The sequence below is a fragment of the Lactobacillus sp. ESL0681 genome (assembly GCF_029392835.1).
In the GTDB taxonomy this organism is placed as follows: Bacteria; Bacillota; Bacilli; order Lactobacillales; family Lactobacillaceae; genus Lactobacillus.
In genome coordinates this window covers 1,877,437-1,898,765 of record NZ_CP113943.1, presented here as the reverse complement: position 1 = coordinate 1,898,765, position 21,329 = coordinate 1,877,437, and the positions used below count along the sequence as shown (strand labels likewise).

Below are 21,329 nucleotides of genomic sequence, written 5' to 3'. Positions count from 1 at the left end.
CTCCTTTCTAAAAGGGTAAGTCATCATCTATTTCATCAGGTACCTTGGCCAACATCCGTGGATCCATTTCCTGTTCCATTGGCATGCCAGGTACATTTTCATTGAGATAACCTTCAAACTTGGGACCAAACAAAGTATCTGGACGTAAATATCTATACATTTTTTTGTCGTTAAGCCATTGTGCACACTTGTTATCAATCACTTTCTTAAAATCAGCTACATCATAGCCGTCATTTACTCGAGCATTAATCAATCGTTGGGTAGACTTATTCGTATATTTAAAATTTCTTTTTGCCTTGTCATTCAAGTAATCAATTATCTGCTTAAAGACTGAATTATTTTTCTGTGAGACAGGTGGTTCTGCTTCAGCAGGACTATATATATTTCTATTATTATTGTTCTCTTTATTAATGCTCTCTTTAGTGGAAACATATTTCACGGGGGTAGTGAATTCCGTTTCACTAGGGGTAGTGAACGCTGTTTCACCGGGGGTGGTGAATTCTATTTCATCATGAACAGCCCACCCGTTTGCAAAAGCTCTTGTTAAGCCTTTGCCTGCGGTAATTTCACGTTTCACCACTTTTCCATCATCATTTTTAAAGAACTTGCGTCTTACCAAATCACGTTTTTCCAGCAAATCTAAGTAGTTGATTATCGATCTTTTTGTACAATCCAATCGCTTACTCAACGTATTATTATTAATGTAAAATACACCAGTAACATTGAGCATTGACACAATTTCTCCTAACAAAATAATTGCTTTGGGCTGCTTTAACAAAGTTTGATCATGTGCCACGCTAGCCGGTATCATCAAGAATGCTCTAGATTGATTTAAAGTATCAGTCATTTACTTGCCTCCCGACTCTGAACCGCTTAGCCACTTCTTATAAAGTTGCTGCTTATAAATTTGGGCATAAGCTTGTTTACTTTCGCCACCTAAGCCATGTAAGGTAGCCTTACTTTCTTGATTGCCGGCTACCGCTTCTGAGACAACTTGTACTAGCTTTACTTCTCCGTGCTCATCAGTAATTGTGTAATCTAGCAATTCTTTGTCAGTAAAGATTTTAGTCGGTGCGGTTTGCTTCTTTGGTGCTGGTTGCTGGCGTTTAGTAGTTCGCTGTTGTTTTTGATAGCCACCACCTGGATTACTATCTTGTGCATCTGGATCTTCGTCTTTATCCGTAATATTGAACAGCTGCTTGTAAAAATATTTTTGTGCACTCGTACAAGCCTTCTGTACGGCTTTCTCGCCCGTATCTGCACCAGCCCCTGGCATTGACCCTGTTAAAGTTTCAACCCCGTCAGTAATAGTAAATGTACCCAAAACATAAACGAAATTGTTTACCCCTCTGTTCTTAGTTGGTTGTTGTTCCCGCTCAATAATTTCAAACTTAGGAATAATTGAAAATTGATTCTCAGAAATTACTCGTTGCACAGCTGCTTTAATCGCTGCTTCTGATTGAAAAGAATATCGTTGAAAGTTATTGTTACCGTCTTTGGCAATTGCTCCGATATCATGATTAGCCTTAGCAATTTTTTCAGCTAGTGGCACATAATCTTTGGGATGTTCTTTAATCGCTTCTGTCATAATTGAACCTCCTAGCTAATCGTTGTCTTTCGGTTAGGTTTCAAGTGTGCACCTGCTACTTCTTTGCCGTCTTTCAAGTCCTGATAAATCTTTTGGCGATCAATCTTGACGACTTCTTCTTTAATCTTGTATTCTTGTGGTAATTTTTCGCCATCTGAAACAATTGTTTTGTCCCTATAATTGCGTGGCTTGAGGATATGATTCTTAGTCTGCAATTTCTTAATGTTTGCTTCGTCCAAAATACCAGTCATGTACTCTTGCAGATTATTTATTCTGTTTTCAGCAAAGTGTTTTTGATCAGTTAACTTTCTGATTTTATCTTTTAGAAAAGTAACTTCAGAGTTTGTTTTCTCAATAACGGCTGCTAGACTATCTAGCTTTTCGTCACGTGTTAATTCCAGTGCATCAAGCGTGTCTTTCATCGCAATTGGATCAAGATCATCCTTGTCCATAATTTGTTTAATGGCATCGTTAATTTCAAAAAGCTTCATAGTTATCTCCTGCTTCCTTAATCATGTCTGGTATCTTACCAAGTTGGCTTAGTAGATTATTAGTTAGTGCTCTGTTGTGAAATTCAATAAAGCTCTGCTTAAATTGTTTGAATTCTATTGTGTTTTGGAGCGCTTGATAAGCCATTCTTACCTTTTGGTATGATTCCCCTTGTCCTTGTGGTAAAAGCTCTGTGAGCCTGTTTTCTACATCTTCAGTAGCCTGCTGTTCAATCATTTCTGTTAAATCATCTTTAGTAATATTCATGACCTGTCCTCCTCAATTGGTTCGCTAAACTTAAGCCAGACTTTATGCCAATCATCATCCGAAATATTTGTGTGCTTTGAGTCAACTAAGTCAAAATAGGCTTCTTTAAATTCCGCAGCAGTCAATGGTTCAGGACTATAACCTGATCTGGAATAGTTACCAAAGAACCACTCTCCATCAAGTTTGAATAAAAAGCTTTCTCCAATTTTAAAAATGCGTTTTTCTTCAGCCAACTCACATTGTTCCCATAGCCAAGCTGCGCCACCTTCAGCCTCAACTAAAGCCATGTCACTAAAATTCATTTCGCTAGCAATAATGTCTTTTAGCTCTGCAAAAGTAAAGGAATTAGCTGGCTGTACTCGACCAAACTGCCATCCGCCACGATAATCATAATGATAATTATGCAAACAAATACCATTCTTATTAAAAACTCGTCTCTCTTCGCTCATTGTGCTATACTCTCCTTAAATATGTTTATATTTCTTAGTCCACAATCTGTACCAGAGATTGCGGACTTTTTGTTTTCACCATAACAGTTACTTGCAATAACTAAATTTTCTTCTAGCTGCTTTTTATGTAGCCGTTCTTTAAAGCTCATCTTTCGTTGCTCCTTTCTTATCCCGCTTCAGAAAATACAATGCGCTGATAAACAATACTGCTGCAATTACTAAAATTAGCGCTCCAACATCTTCGAACAATTGTGTCCAACCGTTATTCCAGATGCAGTTCGCATCATAAGCTGCAAACTCCACAACTGCCATAACTAGCAGCCCAATGAGTGTCGTTGCTGCATAATCTTTGTCTTGCTTAACCATTTACATCACCTCCTTAACTTTGCATTCCAATCTATCTGTTGCCTATGTTCTTTTAACCATTGTTTTGCTTCATCTTCATGAATTCGAAATGCCTTACCTTTACCAGGATGAATGTCTTCCACCCAATCGGGATTAAACTCATAAAAAATATTTTGTTTAATCCAATCAGGCGTTTTTTTGATGTATTTTTTATTAAATTCATTAAGATTAATAATTTGACCACTAGCATTCTCTTCTATGTGATTTCGTAGTCTAGTCATTACTTTCGCTTCGACCAGTTGAACAATTTTATCAATAGACTTAGGCGACAACTCAACGGTTATGCTTTCAACCAATTTCCCCACTTCCTTTCTAAAATTTATGTACAGCTCCTAACTATTAATGCGATAATCATTAATAGTTAGGAGGTGATTTATATGACAGCAATAATTACAGGCAAGAGTGGCTCCAAAACTAAAATTACTAATTTAGTTAAAGTAAAGGTACGTTACAATTTGGCCGCAAAAAATTCTAAAGTTACCGCTGATGAATTTAGAAAGCTTGATCCAAATTCAATCAGTGGATATGTTTCGTTCATTGGTGACCAAACACTTGTAGTCAATCTATCAAATACTGAAAGTATTATGATGTATGATTATTAGTTCATAATTGCCTTGTATAACTCAGCAACAGCTTTAGTATCCTCAGCAGAATACACAGGCATTGTTGTTATTTCTTTGAAGTAACTTTTAGCAAGACATTCAATTTTCTTATTAGTTATTTCTTTCTGAGAGTGGTCATCAATTGACTGCTCTTTTTTAATTGCATCAACATTTTTTCTTAGCTTTTCAATTTCAGCATTTGCTTCTCTAGCTTTGCTGATAATTATGTCCAGTTGCTTTATTGCTTGTTTAGCATTGATTTTGATTGTTCCTTGCATTATATTTTCTCCTCCCTACACCAATTCCATTTGCTCTAGCACTGGATGAATACCATCTTCAGTAAGCAAGTCATAAATGAACTTCTTGCCTTTTTGTGTCCACTTGAGATTGTTGTGAACGCCTTGAGCTTTTTTACCGTCCTTTGAGTAAGAGTATGGCTCGTATTGCGTGTAGCCTTCGGCATCATACTTGCGATACAGCACCCACACTTTGCCTTGACGATAAATGACATGCCGCTTATGCAACTCAACATTCAGCTTCTTAGCCGTCATGCCAAAATCCTTAGCAATTTCAGTCGTGGTCATTAGTCCCGGATTTCGCATTTGGCTGTCGTAATAATCTGCTTTAGGTTTAGCCTTTAAATACGTCTTCTGCTCTTCAAGCCATTTCTCAGCTCGCTTTACGGGATCTTCAATCATGTAACTGTCGAGGTGACCAGCTTGAATCGCTTTAATTTCTTGCTCCATTTGATTAAAAGCGTTAATGTACTTCAACTTGAATTCCATTGCTTTAGAACCTGTATAGCCCATTGCCAACAAAGTGAAACCATCACGATTCATAAAATACATTTCTTTTAGACGACCGTAGCTGTCGCTATATGTTGACCTTTCGAACATGGGTCCAATTTTGGCCCCATCTTTTTTAATTATGTCTCTGACATCTCTTAACACTTTCTTGTGTTGCTTTCCAAATACTTCTGCAACTTGCAAGCTGCTAGTTACAACTTGTTGATTTTGCATGATCACTAATTCTTGCATCTTATTTCCTTCTTTCTAATATCTGTAATACAAGCCTAATTTTTCAGCAGCCTGTTTGCGAATCTCTTTAGAACGCGGACTCATATCACCATGAAGCGCACGATTAAGCTGCTGCGGTCCAGTTCCAATTGCTTTTGCTAACTCATATTGCTTCATATGATGCTTTTTTAAAGCAACAGTAAATTTAATCTCCATATCTTCAACGATATTTGATAATTCTTCTTCAACCATGATTTTCACTTCCTTTCTAAAGCTTGTGAAAACGCCTCCTACTTTTTATGAGATAATTATGTTGCAAAGGAGGTGACATTTATGACCTGGAGCACATTTATTAGTATTGCCAGCATGCTTTTAACAGGAGTTTCTTTATTCGTTAACCGGCGCAACAACGAACGGAATAATCAAACTATTAAAGATATTGAACTAACCAAAGAAGGGTTTGCTCGTGAAAATGAAAAACTTAAACGCGAGCAACATCTTCAAGATAAAAAGAATGAATTAATTTCAAATTTTTTGAGTTCAATTAATACTTTTGATGGGGTTATGATTGCTAAGAATCAGGAGCAAGCTTTATCTGATTGCGGAAAAGTATTGCCTATACTTAGTCCAGATAAAGCCAAAGTTGTTAACGACCTAATTTCTGTAATTCAAAGCATTAACACAACCAGTTGGCTAACTGAAAAAGAAATTCAAAAAATACATACCACTATAAAAAATGCAACAGTAGCAATACTAAAATAGTTAAAATTACCGTCTCAAAGCATATGATTATGCATAATAAATATTTTGATATCCGATCATTGTGTTTATCGCAAACGGATTCAGTCGCTAAGACTAAACAAAATGCTGATAGCACAAATTCAATTCCCCAAGCTATTTCATTCATGTACATCACCCATCACGTACCAGTCATTAGCGGTTATGTAATCTAATGTTGGCATCCAGCATGCAGAAATTGTTGTTTCATCAAATTTTGGCTGAACTATAATTCCAGCTGTTGAATTGGTACAAATAAACATCGTAGGCCGAGGACCGTCACTTTTTCGTGCGATACCCTTGCCTATTTTTTGTGCTCTTAAAGCAGCATCACGAATATTCATTACTTCTCACTTCCTTTCAGTATTTTTTTAATCAAGTTCTTGATGAAACACACTAAAATTGATAATATAAAAACAGGTTTTGAAAGGAGTTGTTCACTTTGAAAGACTTTTTGAGAGACCTGTTTTCTCGCGGATAACTGTTTAACCGTTAAGCTGGTGAGGACTTTAGCGTTAGTGTCTACGTTAAGACGCACAACCTTGTGGGAGATAAATTTTTCTGTCGTGTAAATTTAACTCGATAGGATTTATTATTCGACGTAAAGGTAAATCCTTTAAAGCAAGACTACACATTAAAGTTAAGCAGCTGAACTAGGTACAGGCTTGGGCGACGATACCATCAAGTCCTAGTTGGTGTTTCAGGACGCACTTGAGAATAAAACAATTTCGCAGTCATAGCTTTCCTGAGAGCTATGATTTTTTTAATGCATCATATTTCCTTCTTTCTTGTTATACTTAAGTCATCTCAATTAAAGGAGGTGACAATTATGGAACTAAATTATGATTTTGTCCGTGAAATCTTGATTGAAATAGCTAAAAGCAACCATGCAGGTGGCCCAACAGCAAAAGAACTAATTGACTTCGCTGAAACCAAAGGCTTCACTTATGATGAACTTGCATATACCCTTGCAAGGCTATTCGAAGGCAGCCTTGTTACCAAACTCCCTACTCCTGTAGGTGATTCGTATAAAATAGCTCCTTCTGTGGGAAATCTAACTTGGCAAGGTAATGAATACTTGAACTCAATTCGAAATCAAGATATATGGACAAAAACAAAAGACAAACTGAAACAAGATGGCATTAAAGTTGCATTTGATACCGTAGTTTCGGTAGCCAGTGCGATAGCTAATCATCAACTCGGCCTATCTTAAATTCTGTTCCATCAACCCAGATAAATATTTCTGTAGAAAGCTGATTTTTAGGCAATAATTCTAAAATCAGTTTTTTCATTTCTCCTTTTGGATGGATGTCATCATCAAAATAGAGTCCTTGGCCTGCACTTGCGATTAGCGGAATTCTGTTTCCATCTTTATCAAGATAGAAATAAATATAGTTATTGAGTTTTTCCAATCGTACATTTTCCATCTATTTCACCTCCTTCATGCAATAAACGGTATTTTTTTAATCAAGTTCTTGACTTATTTAGACCAGTTCCATTTGCTCACTACCCAATAGTTTGTTAATGAAATACTTCTGACCTTCACCAGTTACCATCGTTGTGTAAGTTACATAAGTGCTGCCGTCAGGATTGCTTGAAGCCTTTTCTCTGACTTTAAACCAACCATGATCAATCGCCCATTGAGTTGGCGTATTCCACAATCTGCCACGCTTTTTGATTAGATAGCCATGTTCTCTCAACCAAGCAAACAATCTGTTCTGACCAATATTTACGCCATTACCACGTAAAATTTTTGCTAACTGTCCAATTAAAATAGTTGCTTTACTGGTAGATACTGCGTCTGCAAATATTGCCTTTGGCTTCATCTTTTCGTTTTCAATTTTGAGATGATTGTTTTCGTCTTGCAGAATGGCGTAGCCTCGTTTGACAATTTCGGCTGGATCGTTCCATTTCTTTTCAACCTCAATTAGATATTTGCGATATTGCTTACCTTTCTCAGTTCGACTTAATAGGCAAAGTTGTTTTGCCATGTCGATTGTTAAAGCGTAGTCTAAAAGTGGCTTAGTACCACCGTTTGGCATGTCCGTAACTGTAGTTACAGTCGTAAAATCTACGTCTTCTTCGAAGTCTTTAAAATTCTGTTCAACCCATTTACTAAATCTTGTAGTTAAACCTAATCCTTTGTGCAAGTCCCTGGCACTAACCAATTGTTGGTCACCTTTGACCTGTACTTTTATTAATTCCTGCATTTAAATTCCTTCTTTCTTGTTATACTTAAGTCATCTCAGTTAAAAAGGAGGTGACAATCATGGCTAAGGATAGAGATTTGTTAAAGCAAGCTATTAAGTTAACTTGCTCTCAAATAGAAGCAAATTCACGTACTACAAATGATGTAGTTTATAAAAAAGACATGATTAATTTAGTCAAAATGTATTACGATGAATTGGTCAACTTAGAAAGCAGTTAATATTCTTCTGTTCTTTCGGAAATCTTTTTTCCATCAACACCAGAATACAAATATTTTTTTCGCTCTCTTGTAATTTTTAAATTATGGAGAGCTTTTTCTATCTCTTCAGATGTCCCTGTAATTCTTATTTCCATTTGTCTCACCTCCTTAATGCAACAAACAGTATTTTTTTAATCAAGTTCTTGACTGTAATTAGCACAGGTGCTAATATGTAGTCATGACAAATAAGCGTGAAATCACTGCTATATCAATCTTCACTCGCCAAAGTAACTGAATTGATAGGCTAGTTTTTTCTTGCTCAATTACTTGATGAATTAAATATAAGTCATTTGTGCTAAAAAGTCAACCGATATTTTTGCACTTGTGCTAAATTTGATCATTTGAATTATAGGAATGGTTGGTATGACTACATTTGAAAGATTAAAAGAATTAGCATCTGAGCGAAAAATGACGCTCTCATATGTAAATGATAAGGCTGGTTTAGGAAAGAATTCTATTTATCATTGGAAAACAAAAACACCCTCTACAGAAAACCTGCAGAAGGTTGCCAAAGTTCTTCATACTTCCACTGACTACCTGCTTGGTAATACAGATGACCCGTCACCTGTGTCAAAAGATCATCGTGCTATAGATATTGAAAACGATGAATTATTATCTTACCGTGGTCGCCCAATTCCTGATGATTATCTTGATATTATTAAAAACCTGATGGATTCCGATATCCAACATGGTAGGAAGAGGTAGATAAAATGATAGATAAAGAAAAAAAGATTCAGCATTTTTTAAAACTGTATTACAGTGATATTGATAATTTTAAAATTAAACATCTACCATCATGGGTTTCTTTCTATGCTTATCAACTTCAAAATGAAGTAAATAAAACTACACCCAGGTATTATAGAAAGTACATTCCTGGAGAAATAGTTTTAGTTAACTTTGGTACCTCTATTGGTCAAGAACTTTGTGGTCCACATTTTGCTGTAGTTTTAAATAAAAAAGATGATAAATATAAAACTGTTTTAACAGTTGTACCTTTGTCTTCTAAACTGCACAGTTCTTATGTAAGTCTTGGTAAGGAACTTACAAATAGAATGCAAGAAGCTGTATTTGCTTCTAGAAAATCTACCTCTAACGAATTAAAATCAGTTTCAAAAGAATTAAGTGAGTTGCCAAATATTTTAAAAGGCGGCCCAAAAGCAACAAAGGAAGAAATAAATATTATTACTCAATCTACTGCTTTGCAAAAAATGAGTAAAAAATACAAGCAGACTAATGCTGTTGATGAAAAAGACTGGATTTTTTTAAAAGGACTGCTAGCAAAATATGCAAATAGTGATCATTATCCTACATTAAGTAAAGTATCTGATCTCTTTGAAGCTACTGATAAACTTAATGAAAAATTAATCAAGTTAAATTTATCCACAAACAAAATAAAAAAATTTAGTAACGAAGTAAAAAAGCATAATAAAAATACTTTTGCGGCTGTAAACAATATTAAAACAATAAGTAAATTAAGATTAATAGATTTTTATGACAAGAGTATAGTTAGTAGAATTCTTATTTCAGATAATGCTCTTCATAAAATAAAAATTAGTCTAAATAATCTAATTTGATTTCTTCCATCACATGTGATAATCTCTAGTTATAGGCACGAGTGAGTGTCGATCACATAGTGATCTTATATTTAGATGAGCTTATGCTCGAGAGAAGAAATTAATTTCTTCTCTCTTTTTTTATTTAAAGGAATAATATGAATGATTTGATACAATTTTTATTTGATTTTGCTTTTGACCAAGGTTTTGGTATCGCTCAAATTTGTAAAGATGAAGAATACCGTTCTCTTGCTGATAAAACAAGAAATTTAATTATTATTAACACTAATTGGAAAAATAGGAATGAATTACCTTTCATTATTGGTCATGAAATAGGACACTTAATGGATGGTGACACTGGTATTTCTAACTATTGCGGAAATGCTTTAACATCTAAAGAGCGTCACGCAGATTTATATTCACTAAATCTAATTTTTGATTACGCAACTATACAGTATGATTCTTTTGAAGAACCACATGATTTTATGCAGCAATATGGAATACCCAACAGAATGTTTGATGACACTGTTGATTTATTTAGAAATAATGACGATTTATTATTTTGAGAAAAAATACAGACCTTTATTGGTCTGTATTTAAAAGCTTTATTCTACAAAACTTTTTACAATTTTATACTTACTAAAATCTTTTTCAGTCTCAAACTCTAATTGATTAGTTTGGTTTTTGCTCCAATTCTCTACAACAATAGGCTGTGTATCTACAACTACTCCGTTATTATTTAAGAGCTTCACGTTAATTGAAAAGCTCTTAAAACTATAGTTAGTAGTATTCTTTACTTCAGCATCGTATGTCTTTAATCCATCCATATTTTGAGTTAACTTAAATTTTATATGCTTAATAAGTTTAGAAACTTGCTTTTCTTTTTTATTCTTACCGACTACACTTGAGCCGTTACGTGTAAGTTCGGTCCAATCGTCATCATATTTGGAATCAAAAGTTAACTTGTGAGTTTTGTTAATTTTTATGAGAATTTCAGTACGCTTATTATAACTTTCTTCCCACTTCTCAGGAAAATCTGAGTCATTATAACTCTTGACAGCTTCTTTTTGCTGATTCAATGCATTTATATATTCTAATGCTTCTTGATGCAATTTATCGCTTTTAAATTTTTTATTTTTATACCTACTAATTGAATCCAATTCAATATTTACAATCTTCGCATACTCAGATTTTTTAATATTAGAAACATCTTTTATTTTATCAGTTGCATCCCATCTATTCTGTAATCCTTGTTCCAATCCAAAAATAAAATTTGTATCATAATATTTGACAGATTTCTTTTTACTACACCCTGTAACAAATAAAATCATTGGTACAAGCAGCATTACAATAAAGTATTTTACTTTTTTCATTCTATTCTCCTAAAAATAATAATTGCACTTTCAATAACAATTGTATTAAATTATTACTAAGAATAAAAGGAAAATTTGTTCATAACTTCAACTAACAAATTTAGCATAAATAATTTTTAAAAGGAGTTTAAAATGGGACTATTTAAGCCGGGTAAAGATGGTAAGCCGAGTTTTCTAGATCAACTGGAAACAGTTAGTGACGCCATATCAGAGGTTGATTCTGTATTTCAGAAAAAAGTTCGTTGTCCAAAGTGTCGATCAACAAATATTTCTGCTTTAGGCCAGCATAGAAAGAAATTTTCAGTTGGGAAAGCAGCTGCTGGAACAATGCTAACTGGAGGAGTCGGCGCACTTGCAGGCTTTGCTGGTAAAAAGACTAAAAAGGTAGATATGATTTGTATGGATTGCGGAAAGCAATTCCAGTACAAAAAATAATCCCACAAAAAAATCCCCCGTGCATAAACACGGAGGAAAATAAAAATCGATTAACAGCTCGTCTGGAAAACTTAACTATTAATCGATTAAAAGTAATATTGGATATTTACTCTCTTTAATTATTTTAACATATTTAGGAGGCAAAAATGGGAAGACAAAGCCATAGAAGAAAAGAAAATCAAACTGCCACAAAATCAATTAAAGAATACGTTTATATAGACGAAACAGAAATGAATTCTGTATTGGCACAATTAAAAGATGGTATTCCAAAAGTTATAAGAAAAGTAAATCAAACTACATCAGAAGCAAGTTCAACGGATTCTGAAGGTACCAGTAAAAGCAGTGGGATACAAGGTGGTATTCCTAAGCTTGCTGAAGGAAAACTTGATTCCGTAAATCAGAATTCACATCAAGAAACAATTGGAAATTCTGATATGAGTCAAAACGCAATTGATACTGTGTATAGTGATCACGCAATTGATATTATTGAAAAAGAATTAGAGCATGATCAACTTATGCATACACATGCAAAACAAATTGATGGTACTTTTGTTAAGTTAAAACAAGAATTTAGTATAACAGATTTCGGATTAATGAGAGACTTCACAGATAATGATTCACTTGAAAAGTTAATTACTGACGAAGATAATAAAGAAGGCTTTCAAATGTTTAAAGACTCTGCCATTGCCTTACAAGGATTGTTCCCTGAAACAATTTTCATTAAGCTTAACAGTTCTTTGGTAATCGGAAACGAAAGGAACTTTCGGTATAATAAAGCTCAATTACAATCAGCAAATTTCACCAATAGAAAATTAACGGTAATTGGAAGAATCGAAGCATGTTTTACTGAAAATGTCATGAAGAAAATAGCATCACCATTTAGTGATACTACAACTGATAATTCTATTTCTGAAATTGGAGAAATCATGCCAGTGTTTTCCATGTATTTTTTACAAATGCTTTTTCAGCTTAATAAAGAAGATAGAATCATCAAGCCTTTGGCAATGTATTTTGAATAATTAACATAAGTACTTTTCGATATCCTTTTTTATTTGATCTGATTGAATCTCGTTTTCTTTATGGAGTTTATCAAATTCAGCAGATGCTTTCTTCATATTCGCATCCACTCTTCTCTTAGAATTTAAATATTCTTTTTTAGAACTTAAGTATTCTTTTCTAAATACTTTTAGATTTGGATTTTTAAACATGATTAAGCATTACCTCCTTTAAGAGTATTATAACAAGATATATAAATTTAGTCACTTAAAATAAAAAAATCTTACAAAAGTTCCATCGCCAAACGTTACTCTTGTAGGATTAATCATCATCTGCGCTATTAGTGCGCTCAAATTTATTTTAGCACAATTGGAGGTGCGTTTTAAATGTCTATATATAAACGTGGTAAAAAATGGACAGTTCAGATATCTTGGTATGTCCTTGATCCGGATTCGAAGTCTGGAAAAAAGAAAAAATATAAAACCAAAGGTGGCTTTTTTACCAAAGCAGAAGCCAAAAAATGGGAAATCGAACAAATTTCTGCTAAGAATTCTAACCAAATTACTAATGAGAATCCAGTATTTGTTGATTTCTTCTGGGACTGGGCAACTACCTATCGGCTTCCAGGAACCACAGACGCAACTAAAAGACGGTACACAAGTCAAACTAATATTTTAAGAAAATACTTTGGTCTGACTAAAATAAATAATATTAGCCGCAATGATTATCAAAAATTCATTAATGATTATGGCGAAAGTCATTCCAAGATTACAGTTAAAAAATTGCATGGTGTTATCAAAGCATGTATTTCAGATGCACACGATGAAGGAATTGTCCCACAAAACTTTACTAATCGAATCAATGTGGTTTGGAACGACAAAAAGACACATCATATTGAATACTTATCAATTGCCGAAATTCAAGCTCTAATTAAGGTTACTAAGGACTCGCTGAATCATAAATTCACTACCCCATATATGATTTTAACTGCCACCTATACAGGAATGCGGCTTGGCGAAATTATGGCTCTTACGTGGTCTGATATTGATGAAAAAAAGCAAACAATCAATATCAACAAGTCTTACGATTATATTTCTCAAAAAATTAAAGCTCCTAAAAATAGCAGCTCTAAAAGAACAATTTATATTTCAAAATCATTGATTAAGATTCTTAATGATCTAAAGCAAAATGATCACAAATTTGTGTTTGCTGAAAGTAATAACAAGCTACCAAGTAACAATTCAGTTAACCATGCACTTAGAGTTCGTATGAAAAAAGCAAACATCAACAAAAAAGGATTCCATTTTCATAGCTTAAGACATTGCCATGTAGCATATTTAGTAGCTCACCACGTTGACTGGTATGAAATCAGTAAAAGGCTTGGACATTCAAATATTGGAATTACAATGGATACTTATTCATACATGATTGACGAAATGAAAGCTGCCCAACAAAAAATATTAGCTCAAGCATTAGATTCTATGGACGAACCACAAAAATTGCATTTAGCATAGCTTGGCTAACATTTGGCTAACATACTAAGCTGAAAGTACTAATTTATAAGGCTTTACAGCCATATTTCAATGACCCCGGTGAGATTCGAACTCACCTCTACGGTTTAGGAGACCATTGTTCTATCCAGATGAACTACAGGGCCTGAACACCTAGAAACTTACTTTACCAAATTTATAGCATAAAAGCCAATCTTTTTAGTAATTAATATTGTCTGGTGAAATATGGTCTTGGACTATTAGTATCCGCAATTTTATCCGCGGCTAAAACAAATGGTGTCCAAATTGCCAAAGCAATTAGCATATTAATCACGCTTAAAACAATTGCTCTCCAGTCATAATTACAAGCTAAAAATGGTCCAATAATTGGCGGAATAATGGTTGGAATTGCCGCTTGGACAGGATTTACCAATCCCATCATGGTTACCCAGTAGGAAAAGGCCACATTAACCATTGGTGCAACAATAAATGGAATAAAATAAACAGGATTTAAGACAACTGGTAATCCTAAAACAATTGGTTCATTAATATTAAACACACCAGGAGCCAAAGCCACCTTAGCAATTGTACGATAATCACTTCGCTTAGAAAAAAGTAAAATTGCTACGATAAGCATTAACGTTCCACCGGCACCACCAAACCAGGCGAAAACATCAAATGATCCCCTTACCCACAATAATGGAGCAGGATTACCACCACGAACAGCTGTAATATTCACATTCTGGGCAGTTAACCAAATTGAATCCAAAATTGGTGCTAAAACACTTAGACCATTGATTCCAAAAAACCAAAAAACTTGAATCAAAAAGGTAACTAGCATTACCATACCAAACCCCTGACCCATTTTTACCAATGGCAACTGAATCGAATTAAGTAACCAATTACCAAAATACGTTCCTGTGGTAAATTGAAAAATAAAATTAATTGCTCCCACGCCAAAGATAGCAATTAACGCTGGTAATAGTGAATCAAAGGCTCTTTGTTGTGCTTCAGGCAAATTAGCTGATAACCGAATTTTAAGTCGCGCCTTATAACATATAACAAACAATCCTACGCCAATCGAACCAAATAAAATTGCTGTAAAAATTCCAGTGGTTGAAAGCTGCTTAGTATCAAAGGCATGCCGAACGGAAATATTTTGTCCAGCAATGGTAATTTGCGTAAAATTAGCAATGCTCATTGCCAAAGAAGAAACCGATACAATTGCACCAGTTATTGAATCTACCTCAAAATTTTTAGCTAAATGATAACCTAAAGACAAGGCTAAAAATAACGCAAATAAAGCAAAAGTGCCCCGCCAAACTACGTCACTAATTAAAACCAGTGGCTGCATGGCCCACGCAAAAGTTTTCCAGCCTAGATTAGTTTTTGCTGCTGCAATCAAACTCTTAACCAGCAAGGCAACTGATCCAGCAATGGTAATCGGCATTACCGAAACAAAAGCATCCCGCAACGAAACCAGCCAGCGTGTCTGTCCTAGTTTACTTGCTAACGGTAATACGTAATCCTCAAGCCAATCTACTAAGCGACTCATTTTTGCTCCTTCTGCTTTAAGTAATGTGGATGATAGCCCTTATTTTTATTATGCCGTTTCTTATGTTTAGGCTTTTTACTAGTAGTTGGTGCCTTCAGTTCAGGTACCACGGATTTAGACTTAGGCAACTTGGTAGTTAACTTATTCCCAGCAAAATACACCCGTTCAATTTCTAGATCAGGTAATAATTTTTTTAGATCGCGCAAGTCATGATCATCACCTAAGGTAACCACATAGCCATGCGCTCCCATCCGTCCCGTGCGACCAGCACGATGCAAATAAGTATTTTGCTCACTTGGCAAATCATAATTAACTACATAAGTTACGTCCGCAATATCAAGGCCGCGTGCAGCTAAATCAGTTGCTAACAACAAATTAATCTTACCAGACTGAAAATCTTGCAAAGCCTGAGCTCTTTTTTGTTTACTAAATTCATTAGCCAGCAAAGTAAATTTAGTTTTAGTATGAGCAAAAATACCAGCGAACCGCATCATCGTTTGATTAGAATCAAAAAACAAAATTCCTTTGAAATGATCAAGTCGGCTAAGCCGTTGCACAAAATCAATCTTATGTGCATTATCAATTTGTAAAAAATAATGTTCAAGAGTTGTCGGTTGCTCATCCCGTACATCAATTACTCTAAATTTACGTGCAAAAATTGTTTCAGCTTCCTGCGTGATTTCGGACTCTGTTGCACCGAATAATAAAATTTGACTATCAGTAGCAAGATTTTGTCCTAATGAACTCAGCAATTCTTTTTTACTAAACTCTAAAATATCATCAGCCTCGTCAATAATTAGGGTCTTAATCTGACTAACTTTAATGCGATTACTAGAAAAGAAATCAAAAAAGCGACCTGGTGTAGCAACCACTACTTCCGGATGTTGCTTTTTTAGCTTCTGCTCTTGTCGCTGACGATTACCAGCTCCCACTAGACTGATAGCCTTTAAATCTAAAGCATTTACAATTGGATTAATTGCATGACTAATCTGCACTGCCAATTCTGTTGTCGGTACAATGATAATTAAACTATTTGGTTGGCCCTTTAACGTCTTTTCTAGCGCTGGCAGCGCATACGCTAAGGTTTTTCCAGTCCCAGTTTTAGCTAAGCCAATGCAACTATTGCCATTTAGAATCGCTTGATATGTCCGTTTTTGAATTAAAGTTGGTTTTTGATAACCTAACTTAGTTAAAATTGTTTGAATTTCTTGTTTCATTATTGTGTTAATTGTCCATATTTCTGTTTATATTGGGTAACTGTACCATTATAAGTAATCATAGTTACACCACCTTCTTCTAGTCCCGCAACATTTTTGACATGGCCATTATTAGTATAAAGCCAAAACGCATACTGTAATCTACTGGGTGCTTTGGGACTATCTGCCATAAATTTAATATTATCAGGAAAGTACTTTTGATATTTAACTTCTAAATCGACCATTACCGATTTTCCTTGCTGCATAAGCATTTGACAAAACTGGCCCATCTGCTGTAAATAACGCGGATTGCGCTCGCTAACAGCTGGTTCAATCAAAATCGGCAAACTACCAGTATTCGCACCGACCTTTTTCATAAAATAACGATAATGCTGCAATGGAGTTGATTCATTACTATATGCAACGACCGTACCAAAAGCCAATTTAGTTGCTAAAATCTGATCGCGATAAATTAAGTAATCATCATCAAAATATGATCTGCCCTGGGTACTACGCAAATAGACAAAGGAAATGCCGTTGGATTGCAGTTGGTGCAGATCAAGATAGCCAAAGTCTTGATTTAATTCAACGCCAATTGCGCTGGCAGTAGAATTGGCTGGCAACGTAGTTTGTTTTTTATAATTAGTCAAACTAATCAGAAGCAGCCCTATCGTAATTACCAACAAAATCAAAATCGCCGGCAGCGTAAATTTATGATGAAATCTCTTCATTGCTAACCCCCAATATTAATTTTTAAGCTAGACTGATTAATTATACCAGTAATTTAATTATAAGCGAAAAGGGAGATTTTAGATAATTCAACTAAAAAATGACCAACCAAAAGTTGATCATTTTTAAAATTATAATTACAGATTAACTGGATAAACTGGCTTTTTACCCTCATAAACTCGTTTCATATCAATCAAACTATGTTCAATCATGTTTTTAACTGAGGTCTTAGTATAGTAGGCTGAATGCGGTGTAATTACTACATTGGGCATCTTAGCTAGTTCCTGATAAGTTTCAGGCAGTTCAGACATATCAGTAAATTGCTTCTCAAAAAATTCATTTTCTTCAGTCAACACATCTAGCGCTGCACCAGCAATCTCTCCTTGCTTTAGCGCGTCAATCAAATCTACCGTGTTAATTAAGGGACCACGAGCTTGGTTAATAACCAAGGCAGAGTTCTTCATCTGCTTGAATTGTTCAGAGCTAATCATGTTTTCCATCCCTGGATCAAGCGGTGTGTGCAAGGTCAAAATATCGGCCTCTTTAATTACAGTATCAAAATCGGTATATTCGACAAAAGCTTCATTAGCAGCATTTTCAACCACGTCATAGGCGATGACTTTGGCTCCTAGCGCATGGAACATCTCCGCTACAGCACTACCGATTCTGCCTACACCAATAATACCAACTGTTTGATTATAAATCTCATCACTCATCAAATTTGGTTCACGAACAAAATTAAGCTTTTGCTCATTCTGGAAAATTTGACCCCAGTTTCGTAATAAAAACATTGCTGAAGTCAGCGCATTTTCGGCAATTGCCCGTGGTGAATAAGCTGGCGTCGTAGTAATAAGCATATGGTATTTATGCACATATTTCCAATTGACAATATTATAACCAACTGAACGCAACGCCAAATGCTTAATGCCATAGTCAGCAAGTTTTTGATATACAGCTTCATCAGCAATATCCACTACTTGCATGACACTAGCCACATCAAAGCCTTGTGCCTGAGTGACTGTTTGCGCATCAAGAATATCTTCAGTAGTTTCGATTTCGTCATCTGGATGATGTTTACGCCAGCTTTGCACGTGAGGCATCTGTTCTGGCGTAATATTATATAGTAAAGCTTTCATTAAATAAATCCTCCTTTAAGTTAAATTACTTAATTAGCATTTTAACTTAAATTAATATAATATGAAAGATTTATTTGTGCTATCGCCAATTTAATATGCCCGTTTGCCCTTTTTATAAACTGCTTTATCTACTTGTACGACAGCATGAATATCAGCTAATGGATTTTCATCTAAAACTAAGAAATCTGCATACTTACCTGCTGCCAGAGTGCCGTATTCATCGTCAATCTTCATCAACTTGGCACAATTCAAACTGGTCTGCAAAGCCTCAAAATTAGTAAATCCTTGCTCAACTAGTAACGGCAATTCTTGTGGAGTCATCGTGAAGTCATTAAATGGCGTACCAGCGTCTGTTCCTAAGGTAATTGGTACACCAGCATTTTTGGCTTTAGTAATATTACCCCTTAAATCTTTCCAAGCTGCCGAAATTTTAGCCATTTCCCAATCTGGAATTTTTCCGGGTGCATATTCCATAAATGCCCAAGCACCGACAATTGTTGGTGTTAAATAAGTCCCTTTTTCAAGCATTAAATCAATTTCTTCATCATTGACGTAAAAACCGTGTTCAATACTGTCAACTCCAGCTTTAATGGCGTTCATAATGCCGGGATTACCTTCAGCATGCGCTGCGACCACGTAGCCCTTATGGTGCGCTTCTTCCACAGCTACTCGAATTTCTGCTTCACTAAGTTGAGGCTGGTCTAAGGCATCATTTTCAGTCATTACGCCGCCTGTGGCCATAACTTTGATAGCTCTGGCACCCTTCTTAATTTCTTGACGCACTGCTTTACGCATTTCATCTGGAGAATCAACTAAAATACCAAAGTTAGGACCATCTCCATGGCCTCCAGTCATCGAAAATGGGTGTCCTGATGGCAAAATTTCCGGAACTCTAGTCAATTTACCGGCTTTAATTAATTCATTAAGTTCAATGTCAATCTCAAAAGTACTGCCACATTCGCGAATATAAGTTACACCTGAACGTAATAAATCATGCAAATGATCGACAGCTCGCACGGTTGCGACAACTGCACCTGCTTTTGAATCACCATCGGCAGTTAGCGGATCGTTAATAATATGGGTATGACAATTAATTAGTCCAGGCATCACATATTTATTACTCAAATCTATCGTCTTGTCAGCTTTAGGTGGTCTAGCTGTGCCCACTTCTTCAATTTTACCAGTTTCATCATTAATCAATATATAACTATCTGATTGTAAATTATCTTGATCACCAACAAACAGATTAGCGTTAATAAAAACGGTTTGACTCATTTTGTAATACCTCCAAAAATTTCCAATAAAAAAACACTCATCCCAATCTAAGGACGAGTGCTCGTGTTACCACCTTTAAATTCACTTATTACTCACATAATAAGCCTCACTAGCTATCAAACAATAGCTTGTAATGATAACGGATACAACTCCGCTACTAGCTCAATATCACTAGCAGTCATCAACCAAAAGCCCATCTTCATTGTTCATTACCTACCAGCTTTCACCAACTTGCCAGCTCTCTTTAAAGATAAATCTAAACAACTATTCTGCTTTTTTGAAATATATAATATTTAATTATACAGACAATCTATCATCATAATTTAAGCTTGTCAACTTAATATGCACGTTTACCCTTTTTATAAACTGCCTTATCTTCTTGTGCAACCGCATGTACATCAGCCAGCGGATTTTCATTTAAAACTAAGAAATCGGCATATTTACCTGCTGCTAGAGTGCCATATTCATCGTCAATCTTCATCAACTTAGCTGAATTAACACTAGTTCTAAGTGCCTCATAATTAGTAAACCCTTGTTCAACCAGCAATTGTAGTTCAACCGGCGTCATTGAGAAATCATTGAATGGTGTACCAGCATCTGTTCCCAAAGTAATCTTAACGCCACGTTCTTTAGCATGCGTAATATTTTTACGTAGATCATCCAATGCATCAGCTGCTTTTTTGATTTCCCATTCTGGCACTTTACCCTTGGCATAAGTTGGAAAGGCCCAATCAGCGACCACCGTTGGTGTTAAGTAAGTGCCCTGCTTCAGCATTAAGTCAATTTCTTCATCATTAACATAAAAACCGTGTTCGATACTATCAACACCAGCCTTGATTGCATTCATAATCCCAGGATTACCTTCGGCATGTGCAGCCACAATCAGATTTTTATGATGTGCTTCTTCAACAGCAGCGTGAATTTCGGCAACACTGAGTTGTGGATCAGTCATAAAATCGTTCTTGGTCATCACACCACCAGTTGCCATAACTTTGATTGCTTTGGCACCCTTTTTCATTCCTTGCCGCACTGCTTTACGCATTTCATCTGGAGAATCAACTAAATGACCAAAATTAGGCATATCTCCGTGACCACCAGTCATTGAATATGGGCGACCAGACGGCATTACTTCTGGCACCTTATCAATCTTGCCATCAGCAATCATTTCACTAATTGAAATATCAATATCATAAGTGCTACCACATTCGCGAACATAAGTTACACCTGACTTCAACAAAGTATGCAGGTTCTTAACTGAATTGACAGTAGTTTTCACAACGTCTGTTGCCGTACCACCAGTTGGATCATTAGAATCCATAATCATATGATCGTGGCAGTTGATTAGACCTGGCATTACGTACTTATTAGCTAGGTCAACTGTTTGATCAGCTGCTGGCGCACTCCCAGTACCAATTGCAGTAATTTTACCAGTTGTGTCATCAACTAGCAGATAGCTATTTTCCTGGACTGCTTCACGTTCACCGTCATAAAGATTAACGTTAGTATAAACTGTTTTAGTCATGTAAATTCT

At 35.4% G+C, this 21,329-nt stretch carries 33 protein-coding genes and 1 tRNA gene; 10 read left to right on the top strand and 24 right to left on the bottom strand.

The features are described 5' to 3' along the window. Window positions 1-7 precede the first annotated feature (7 nt). From OZX59_RS09225 to OZX59_RS09190, 8 genes are read right to left on the bottom strand one after another with little or no spacing between them, the layout of a single operon-like run. On the bottom strand, window positions 8-847 hold the full coding sequence (locus OZX59_RS09225) for a conserved phage C-terminal domain-containing protein (RefSeq protein WP_277126099.1): 840 nt from the start codon (window positions 845-847) through the stop codon (window positions 8-10). Then, a complete protein-coding gene (locus OZX59_RS09220; RefSeq protein WP_277126098.1) occupies window positions 848-1,588 on the bottom strand; it encodes an ERF family protein in 741 nt (246 codons plus the stop codon). 11 nt (window positions 1,589-1,599) lie between these two features. After that, a complete protein-coding gene (locus OZX59_RS09215) occupies window positions 1,600-2,079 on the bottom strand; it encodes a siphovirus Gp157 family protein (RefSeq protein ID WP_277126097.1) in 480 nt (159 codons plus the stop codon). After that, window positions 2,066-2,344, bottom strand: coding sequence for a hypothetical protein (locus OZX59_RS09210; protein WP_277126096.1), 279 nt, complete (start codon window positions 2,342-2,344; stop codon window positions 2,066-2,068). Before OZX59_RS09210 ends, OZX59_RS09215 begins: the two co-directional genes overlap by 14 nt. Further along, window positions 2,341-2,793, bottom strand: coding sequence for a hypothetical protein (locus OZX59_RS09205; protein WP_277126095.1), 453 nt, complete (start codon window positions 2,791-2,793; stop codon window positions 2,341-2,343). Before OZX59_RS09205 ends, OZX59_RS09210 begins: the two co-directional genes overlap by 4 nt. Then, complete coding sequence (locus OZX59_RS09200) at window positions 2,790-2,942, bottom strand: hypothetical protein (protein ID WP_277126094.1); 153 nt, start codon at window positions 2,940-2,942, stop codon at window positions 2,790-2,792. Before OZX59_RS09200 ends, OZX59_RS09205 begins: the two co-directional genes overlap by 4 nt. Then, complete coding sequence (locus tag OZX59_RS09195) at window positions 2,932-3,159, bottom strand: hypothetical protein (protein ID WP_277126093.1); 228 nt, start codon at window positions 3,157-3,159, stop codon at window positions 2,932-2,934. The genes OZX59_RS09200 and OZX59_RS09195 overlap by 11 nt, the downstream gene beginning before the upstream one ends. A gap of 5 nt (window positions 3,160-3,164) precedes the next feature. After that, window positions 3,165-3,494 carry a DUF771 domain-containing protein gene (locus tag OZX59_RS09190; RefSeq protein WP_277126092.1) on the bottom strand — a complete coding sequence of 110 codons (330 nt, stop codon included), beginning with the start codon at window positions 3,492-3,494 and terminating at the stop codon, window positions 3,165-3,167. Between the two features lie 81 nt (window positions 3,495-3,575). Here OZX59_RS09190 and OZX59_RS09185 point away from each other — a divergent pair, with 81 nt between their 5' ends. Further along, window positions 3,576-3,800 (top strand): hypothetical protein, encoded by a 225-nt coding sequence (locus OZX59_RS09185; RefSeq protein WP_277126091.1) that lies wholly within the window; start codon window positions 3,576-3,578, stop codon window positions 3,798-3,800. Here OZX59_RS09185 and OZX59_RS09180 read toward each other — a convergent pair. From OZX59_RS09180 to OZX59_RS09170, 3 genes are read right to left on the bottom strand one after another with little or no spacing between them, the layout of a single operon-like run. After that, window positions 3,797-4,078 carry a hypothetical protein gene (locus tag OZX59_RS09180; protein WP_277126090.1) on the bottom strand — a complete coding sequence of 94 codons (282 nt, stop codon included), beginning with the start codon at window positions 4,076-4,078 and terminating at the stop codon, window positions 3,797-3,799. The two genes, OZX59_RS09185 and OZX59_RS09180, sit on opposite strands and share 4 nt — an antisense overlap. A 15-nt stretch (window positions 4,079-4,093) precedes the next feature. Beyond that, window positions 4,094-4,837 carry a phage regulatory protein/antirepressor Ant gene (locus OZX59_RS09175; protein ID WP_277126089.1) on the bottom strand — a complete coding sequence of 248 codons (744 nt, stop codon included), beginning with the start codon at window positions 4,835-4,837 and terminating at the stop codon, window positions 4,094-4,096. 15 nt (window positions 4,838-4,852) lie between these two features. Then, entirely contained in the window at window positions 4,853-5,068 is a 216-nt protein-coding gene (locus OZX59_RS09170; RefSeq protein WP_277126088.1) for a helix-turn-helix transcriptional regulator, read from the bottom strand. An 81-nt stretch (window positions 5,069-5,149) separates the two neighbouring features. Between OZX59_RS09170 and OZX59_RS09165 the strand changes: the two genes are divergently transcribed. After that, entirely contained in the window at window positions 5,150-5,578 is a 429-nt protein-coding gene (locus OZX59_RS09165; RefSeq protein ID WP_277126087.1) for a hypothetical protein, read from the top strand. A gap of 137 nt (window positions 5,579-5,715) precedes the next feature. Here the strand turns inward: OZX59_RS09165 and OZX59_RS09160 are convergent, their stop codons facing one another. Next, window positions 5,716-5,937 carry a hypothetical protein gene (locus OZX59_RS09160; RefSeq protein WP_277126086.1) on the bottom strand — a complete coding sequence of 74 codons (222 nt, stop codon included), beginning with the start codon at window positions 5,935-5,937 and terminating at the stop codon, window positions 5,716-5,718. A 485-nt stretch (window positions 5,938-6,422) separates the two neighbouring features. Between OZX59_RS09160 and OZX59_RS09155 the strand changes: the two genes are divergently transcribed. Beyond that, the gene (locus OZX59_RS09155) at window positions 6,423-6,806 is read left to right on the top strand and encodes a DUF2513 domain-containing protein (protein WP_277126085.1); all 384 of its coding nucleotides are present in this window, start codon (window positions 6,423-6,425) and stop codon (window positions 6,804-6,806) included. Here the strand turns inward: OZX59_RS09155 and OZX59_RS09150 are convergent. Further along, window positions 6,781-7,020 (bottom strand): hypothetical protein, encoded by a 240-nt coding sequence (locus OZX59_RS09150; protein WP_277126084.1) that lies wholly within the window; start codon window positions 7,018-7,020, stop codon window positions 6,781-6,783. The two genes, OZX59_RS09155 and OZX59_RS09150, sit on opposite strands and share 26 nt — an antisense overlap. A 57-nt stretch (window positions 7,021-7,077) precedes the next feature. Continuing rightward, a complete protein-coding gene (locus OZX59_RS09145) occupies window positions 7,078-7,803 on the bottom strand; it encodes a phage antirepressor KilAC domain-containing protein (RefSeq protein WP_277126083.1) in 726 nt (241 codons plus the stop codon). A 59-nt stretch (window positions 7,804-7,862) separates the two neighbouring features. Here OZX59_RS09145 and OZX59_RS09140 point away from each other — a divergent pair, with 59 nt between their 5' ends. Beyond that, window positions 7,863-8,021: a hypothetical protein gene (locus tag OZX59_RS09140; protein ID WP_277126082.1), complete on the top strand. Its 159-nt coding sequence runs from the start codon at window positions 7,863-7,865 to the stop codon at window positions 8,019-8,021. Here the strand turns inward: OZX59_RS09140 and OZX59_RS09135 are convergent. Beyond that, complete coding sequence (locus OZX59_RS09135; RefSeq protein ID WP_277126081.1) at window positions 8,018-8,155, bottom strand: hypothetical protein; 138 nt, start codon at window positions 8,153-8,155, stop codon at window positions 8,018-8,020. The genes OZX59_RS09140 and OZX59_RS09135 overlap by 4 nt on opposite strands. A 268-nt stretch (window positions 8,156-8,423) precedes the next feature. Between OZX59_RS09135 and OZX59_RS09130 the strand changes: the two genes are divergently transcribed. From OZX59_RS09130 to OZX59_RS09120, 3 genes are all read left to right on the top strand, one after another. Continuing rightward, a complete protein-coding gene (locus OZX59_RS09130; RefSeq protein ID WP_277126080.1) occupies window positions 8,424-8,765 on the top strand; it encodes a helix-turn-helix transcriptional regulator in 342 nt (113 codons plus the stop codon). Between the two features lie 5 nt (window positions 8,766-8,770). Continuing rightward, window positions 8,771-9,634, top strand: coding sequence for a type II toxin-antitoxin system PemK/MazF family toxin (locus OZX59_RS09125; RefSeq protein WP_277126079.1), 864 nt, complete (start codon window positions 8,771-8,773; stop codon window positions 9,632-9,634). A gap of 137 nt (window positions 9,635-9,771) precedes the next feature. Beyond that, complete coding sequence (locus OZX59_RS09120; RefSeq protein WP_277126078.1) at window positions 9,772-10,179, top strand: M48 family metalloprotease; 408 nt, start codon at window positions 9,772-9,774, stop codon at window positions 10,177-10,179. 39 nt (window positions 10,180-10,218) lie between these two features. Here the strand turns inward: OZX59_RS09120 and OZX59_RS09115 are convergent, their stop codons facing one another. Continuing rightward, complete coding sequence (locus OZX59_RS09115) at window positions 10,219-10,986, bottom strand: FxLYD domain-containing protein (RefSeq protein WP_277126077.1); 768 nt, start codon at window positions 10,984-10,986, stop codon at window positions 10,219-10,221. A gap of 132 nt (window positions 10,987-11,118) precedes the next feature. Between OZX59_RS09115 and OZX59_RS09110 the strand changes: the two genes are divergently transcribed. Both OZX59_RS09110 and OZX59_RS09105 read left to right on the top strand, forming a co-directional pair. After that, window positions 11,119-11,421 (top strand): LITAF-like zinc ribbon domain-containing protein, encoded by a 303-nt coding sequence (locus OZX59_RS09110; RefSeq protein WP_277126076.1) that lies wholly within the window; start codon window positions 11,119-11,121, stop codon window positions 11,419-11,421. A gap of 146 nt (window positions 11,422-11,567) precedes the next feature. Then, a complete protein-coding gene (locus OZX59_RS09105) occupies window positions 11,568-12,440 on the top strand; it encodes a hypothetical protein (protein ID WP_277126075.1) in 873 nt (290 codons plus the stop codon). Here the strand turns inward: OZX59_RS09105 and OZX59_RS09100 are convergent, their stop codons facing one another. Further along, window positions 12,441-12,629, bottom strand: a complete 189-nt coding sequence (locus tag OZX59_RS09100; RefSeq protein ID WP_277126074.1) for a hypothetical protein — start codon at window positions 12,627-12,629, stop codon at window positions 12,441-12,443. It lies immediately after the preceding gene. A 174-nt stretch (window positions 12,630-12,803) separates the two neighbouring features. On the opposite strand from OZX59_RS09100, the gene OZX59_RS09095 reads away from it, so the two are divergent. Further along, the gene (locus OZX59_RS09095) at window positions 12,804-13,931 is read left to right on the top strand and encodes a site-specific integrase (RefSeq protein ID WP_277126073.1); all 1,128 of its coding nucleotides are present in this window, start codon (window positions 12,804-12,806) and stop codon (window positions 13,929-13,931) included. A gap of 70 nt (window positions 13,932-14,001) precedes the next feature. Here the strand turns inward: OZX59_RS09095 and OZX59_RS09090 are convergent. The 7 genes from OZX59_RS09090 to OZX59_RS09060 form a co-directional block, all read right to left on the bottom strand. Continuing rightward, window positions 14,002-14,074: transfer RNA gene (locus OZX59_RS09090), tRNA-Arg, on the bottom strand. Window positions 14,075-14,133: 59 nt separating this feature from the next. Next, entirely contained in the window at window positions 14,134-15,462 is a 1,329-nt protein-coding gene (locus OZX59_RS09085) for a PTS transporter subunit EIIC (RefSeq protein WP_277126072.1), read from the bottom strand. After that, window positions 15,459-16,682 (bottom strand): DEAD/DEAH box helicase, encoded by a 1,224-nt coding sequence (locus OZX59_RS09080; RefSeq protein WP_277127018.1) that lies wholly within the window; start codon window positions 16,680-16,682, stop codon window positions 15,459-15,461. The genes OZX59_RS09085 and OZX59_RS09080 overlap by 4 nt, the downstream gene beginning before the upstream one ends. Next, on the bottom strand, window positions 16,679-17,389 hold the full coding sequence (locus tag OZX59_RS09075) for a GH25 family lysozyme (RefSeq protein WP_277126071.1): 711 nt from the start codon (window positions 17,387-17,389) through the stop codon (window positions 16,679-16,681). The genes OZX59_RS09080 and OZX59_RS09075 overlap by 4 nt, the downstream gene beginning before the upstream one ends. Window positions 17,390-17,524: 135 nt before the next feature. Beyond that, window positions 17,525-18,523, bottom strand: a complete 999-nt coding sequence (locus OZX59_RS09070) for a D-2-hydroxyacid dehydrogenase (RefSeq protein ID WP_277126070.1) — start codon at window positions 18,521-18,523, stop codon at window positions 17,525-17,527. Window positions 18,524-18,613: 90 nt separating this feature from the next. Further along, window positions 18,614-19,798: an amidohydrolase family protein gene (locus tag OZX59_RS09065; RefSeq protein ID WP_277126069.1), complete on the bottom strand. Its 1,185-nt coding sequence runs from the start codon at window positions 19,796-19,798 to the stop codon at window positions 18,614-18,616. Window positions 19,799-20,135: 337 nt separating this feature from the next. Beyond that, a complete protein-coding gene (locus OZX59_RS09060; protein ID WP_277126068.1) occupies window positions 20,136-21,320 on the bottom strand; it encodes an amidohydrolase family protein in 1,185 nt (394 codons plus the stop codon). Between the last annotated feature and the right edge of the window lie 9 nt (window positions 21,321-21,329).

Bases quoted from the DNA above. Each gene is read 5' to 3' on its own strand.
- OZX59_RS09225 (WP_277126099.1), bottom strand. From the start codon at position 847: ATGACTGATACTTTAAATCAATCTAGAGCATTCTTGATGATACCGGCT.
- OZX59_RS09220 (WP_277126098.1), bottom strand. From the start codon at position 1,588: ATGACAGAAGCGATTAAAGAACATCCCAAAGATTATGTGCCACTAGCT.
- OZX59_RS09215 (WP_277126097.1), bottom strand. From the start codon at position 2,079: ATGAAGCTTTTTGAAATTAACGATGCCATTAAACAAATTATGGACAAG.
- OZX59_RS09210 (WP_277126096.1), bottom strand. From the start codon at position 2,344: ATGAATATTACTAAAGATGATTTAACAGAAATGATTGAACAGCAGGCT.
- OZX59_RS09205 (WP_277126095.1), bottom strand. From the start codon at position 2,793: ATGAGCGAAGAGAGACGAGTTTTTAATAAGAATGGTATTTGTTTGCAT.
- OZX59_RS09200 (WP_277126094.1), bottom strand. From the start codon at position 2,942: ATGAGCTTTAAAGAACGGCTACATAAAAAGCAGCTAGAAGAAAATTTA.
- OZX59_RS09195 (WP_277126093.1), bottom strand. From the start codon at position 3,159: ATGGTTAAGCAAGACAAAGATTATGCAGCAACGACACTCATTGGGCTG.
- OZX59_RS09185 (WP_277126091.1), top strand. From the start codon at position 3,576: ATGACAGCAATAATTACAGGCAAGAGTGGCTCCAAAACTAAAATTACT.
- OZX59_RS09180 (WP_277126090.1), bottom strand. From the start codon at position 4,078: ATGCAAGGAACAATCAAAATCAATGCTAAACAAGCAATAAAGCAACTG.
- OZX59_RS09175 (WP_277126089.1), bottom strand. From the start codon at position 4,837: ATGCAAGAATTAGTGATCATGCAAAATCAACAAGTTGTAACTAGCAGC.
- OZX59_RS09170 (WP_277126088.1), bottom strand. From the start codon at position 5,068: ATGGTTGAAGAAGAATTATCAAATATCGTTGAAGATATGGAGATTAAA.
- OZX59_RS09165 (WP_277126087.1), top strand. From the start codon at position 5,150: ATGACCTGGAGCACATTTATTAGTATTGCCAGCATGCTTTTAACAGGA.
- OZX59_RS09160 (WP_277126086.1), bottom strand. From the start codon at position 5,937: ATGAATATTCGTGATGCTGCTTTAAGAGCACAAAAAATAGGCAAGGGT.
- OZX59_RS09155 (WP_277126085.1), top strand. From the start codon at position 6,423: ATGGAACTAAATTATGATTTTGTCCGTGAAATCTTGATTGAAATAGCT.
- OZX59_RS09150 (WP_277126084.1), bottom strand. From the start codon at position 7,020: ATGGAAAATGTACGATTGGAAAAACTCAATAACTATATTTATTTCTAT.
- OZX59_RS09145 (WP_277126083.1), bottom strand. From the start codon at position 7,803: ATGCAGGAATTAATAAAAGTACAGGTCAAAGGTGACCAACAATTGGTT.
- OZX59_RS09140 (WP_277126082.1), top strand. From the start codon at position 7,863: ATGGCTAAGGATAGAGATTTGTTAAAGCAAGCTATTAAGTTAACTTGC.
- OZX59_RS09135 (WP_277126081.1), bottom strand. From the start codon at position 8,155: ATGGAAATAAGAATTACAGGGACATCTGAAGAGATAGAAAAAGCTCTC.
- OZX59_RS09130 (WP_277126080.1), top strand. From the start codon at position 8,424: ATGACTACATTTGAAAGATTAAAAGAATTAGCATCTGAGCGAAAAATG.
- OZX59_RS09125 (WP_277126079.1), top strand. From the start codon at position 8,771: ATGATAGATAAAGAAAAAAAGATTCAGCATTTTTTAAAACTGTATTAC.
- OZX59_RS09120 (WP_277126078.1), top strand. From the start codon at position 9,772: ATGAATGATTTGATACAATTTTTATTTGATTTTGCTTTTGACCAAGGT.
- OZX59_RS09115 (WP_277126077.1), bottom strand. From the start codon at position 10,986: ATGAAAAAAGTAAAATACTTTATTGTAATGCTGCTTGTACCAATGATT.
- OZX59_RS09110 (WP_277126076.1), top strand. From the start codon at position 11,119: ATGGGACTATTTAAGCCGGGTAAAGATGGTAAGCCGAGTTTTCTAGAT.
- OZX59_RS09105 (WP_277126075.1), top strand. From the start codon at position 11,568: ATGGGAAGACAAAGCCATAGAAGAAAAGAAAATCAAACTGCCACAAAA.
- OZX59_RS09100 (WP_277126074.1), bottom strand. From the start codon at position 12,629: ATGTTTAAAAATCCAAATCTAAAAGTATTTAGAAAAGAATACTTAAGT.
- OZX59_RS09095 (WP_277126073.1), top strand. From the start codon at position 12,804: ATGTCTATATATAAACGTGGTAAAAAATGGACAGTTCAGATATCTTGG.
- OZX59_RS09085 (WP_277126072.1), bottom strand. From the start codon at position 15,462: ATGAGTCGCTTAGTAGATTGGCTTGAGGATTACGTATTACCGTTAGCA.
- OZX59_RS09075 (WP_277126071.1), bottom strand. From the start codon at position 17,389: ATGAAGAGATTTCATCATAAATTTACGCTGCCGGCGATTTTGATTTTG.
- OZX59_RS09070 (WP_277126070.1), bottom strand. From the start codon at position 18,523: ATGAAAGCTTTACTATATAATATTACGCCAGAACAGATGCCTCACGTG.
- OZX59_RS09065 (WP_277126069.1), bottom strand. From the start codon at position 19,798: ATGAGTCAAACCGTTTTTATTAACGCTAATCTGTTTGTTGGTGATCAA.
- OZX59_RS09060 (WP_277126068.1), bottom strand. From the start codon at position 21,320: ATGACTAAAACAGTTTATACTAACGTTAATCTTTATGACGGTGAACGT.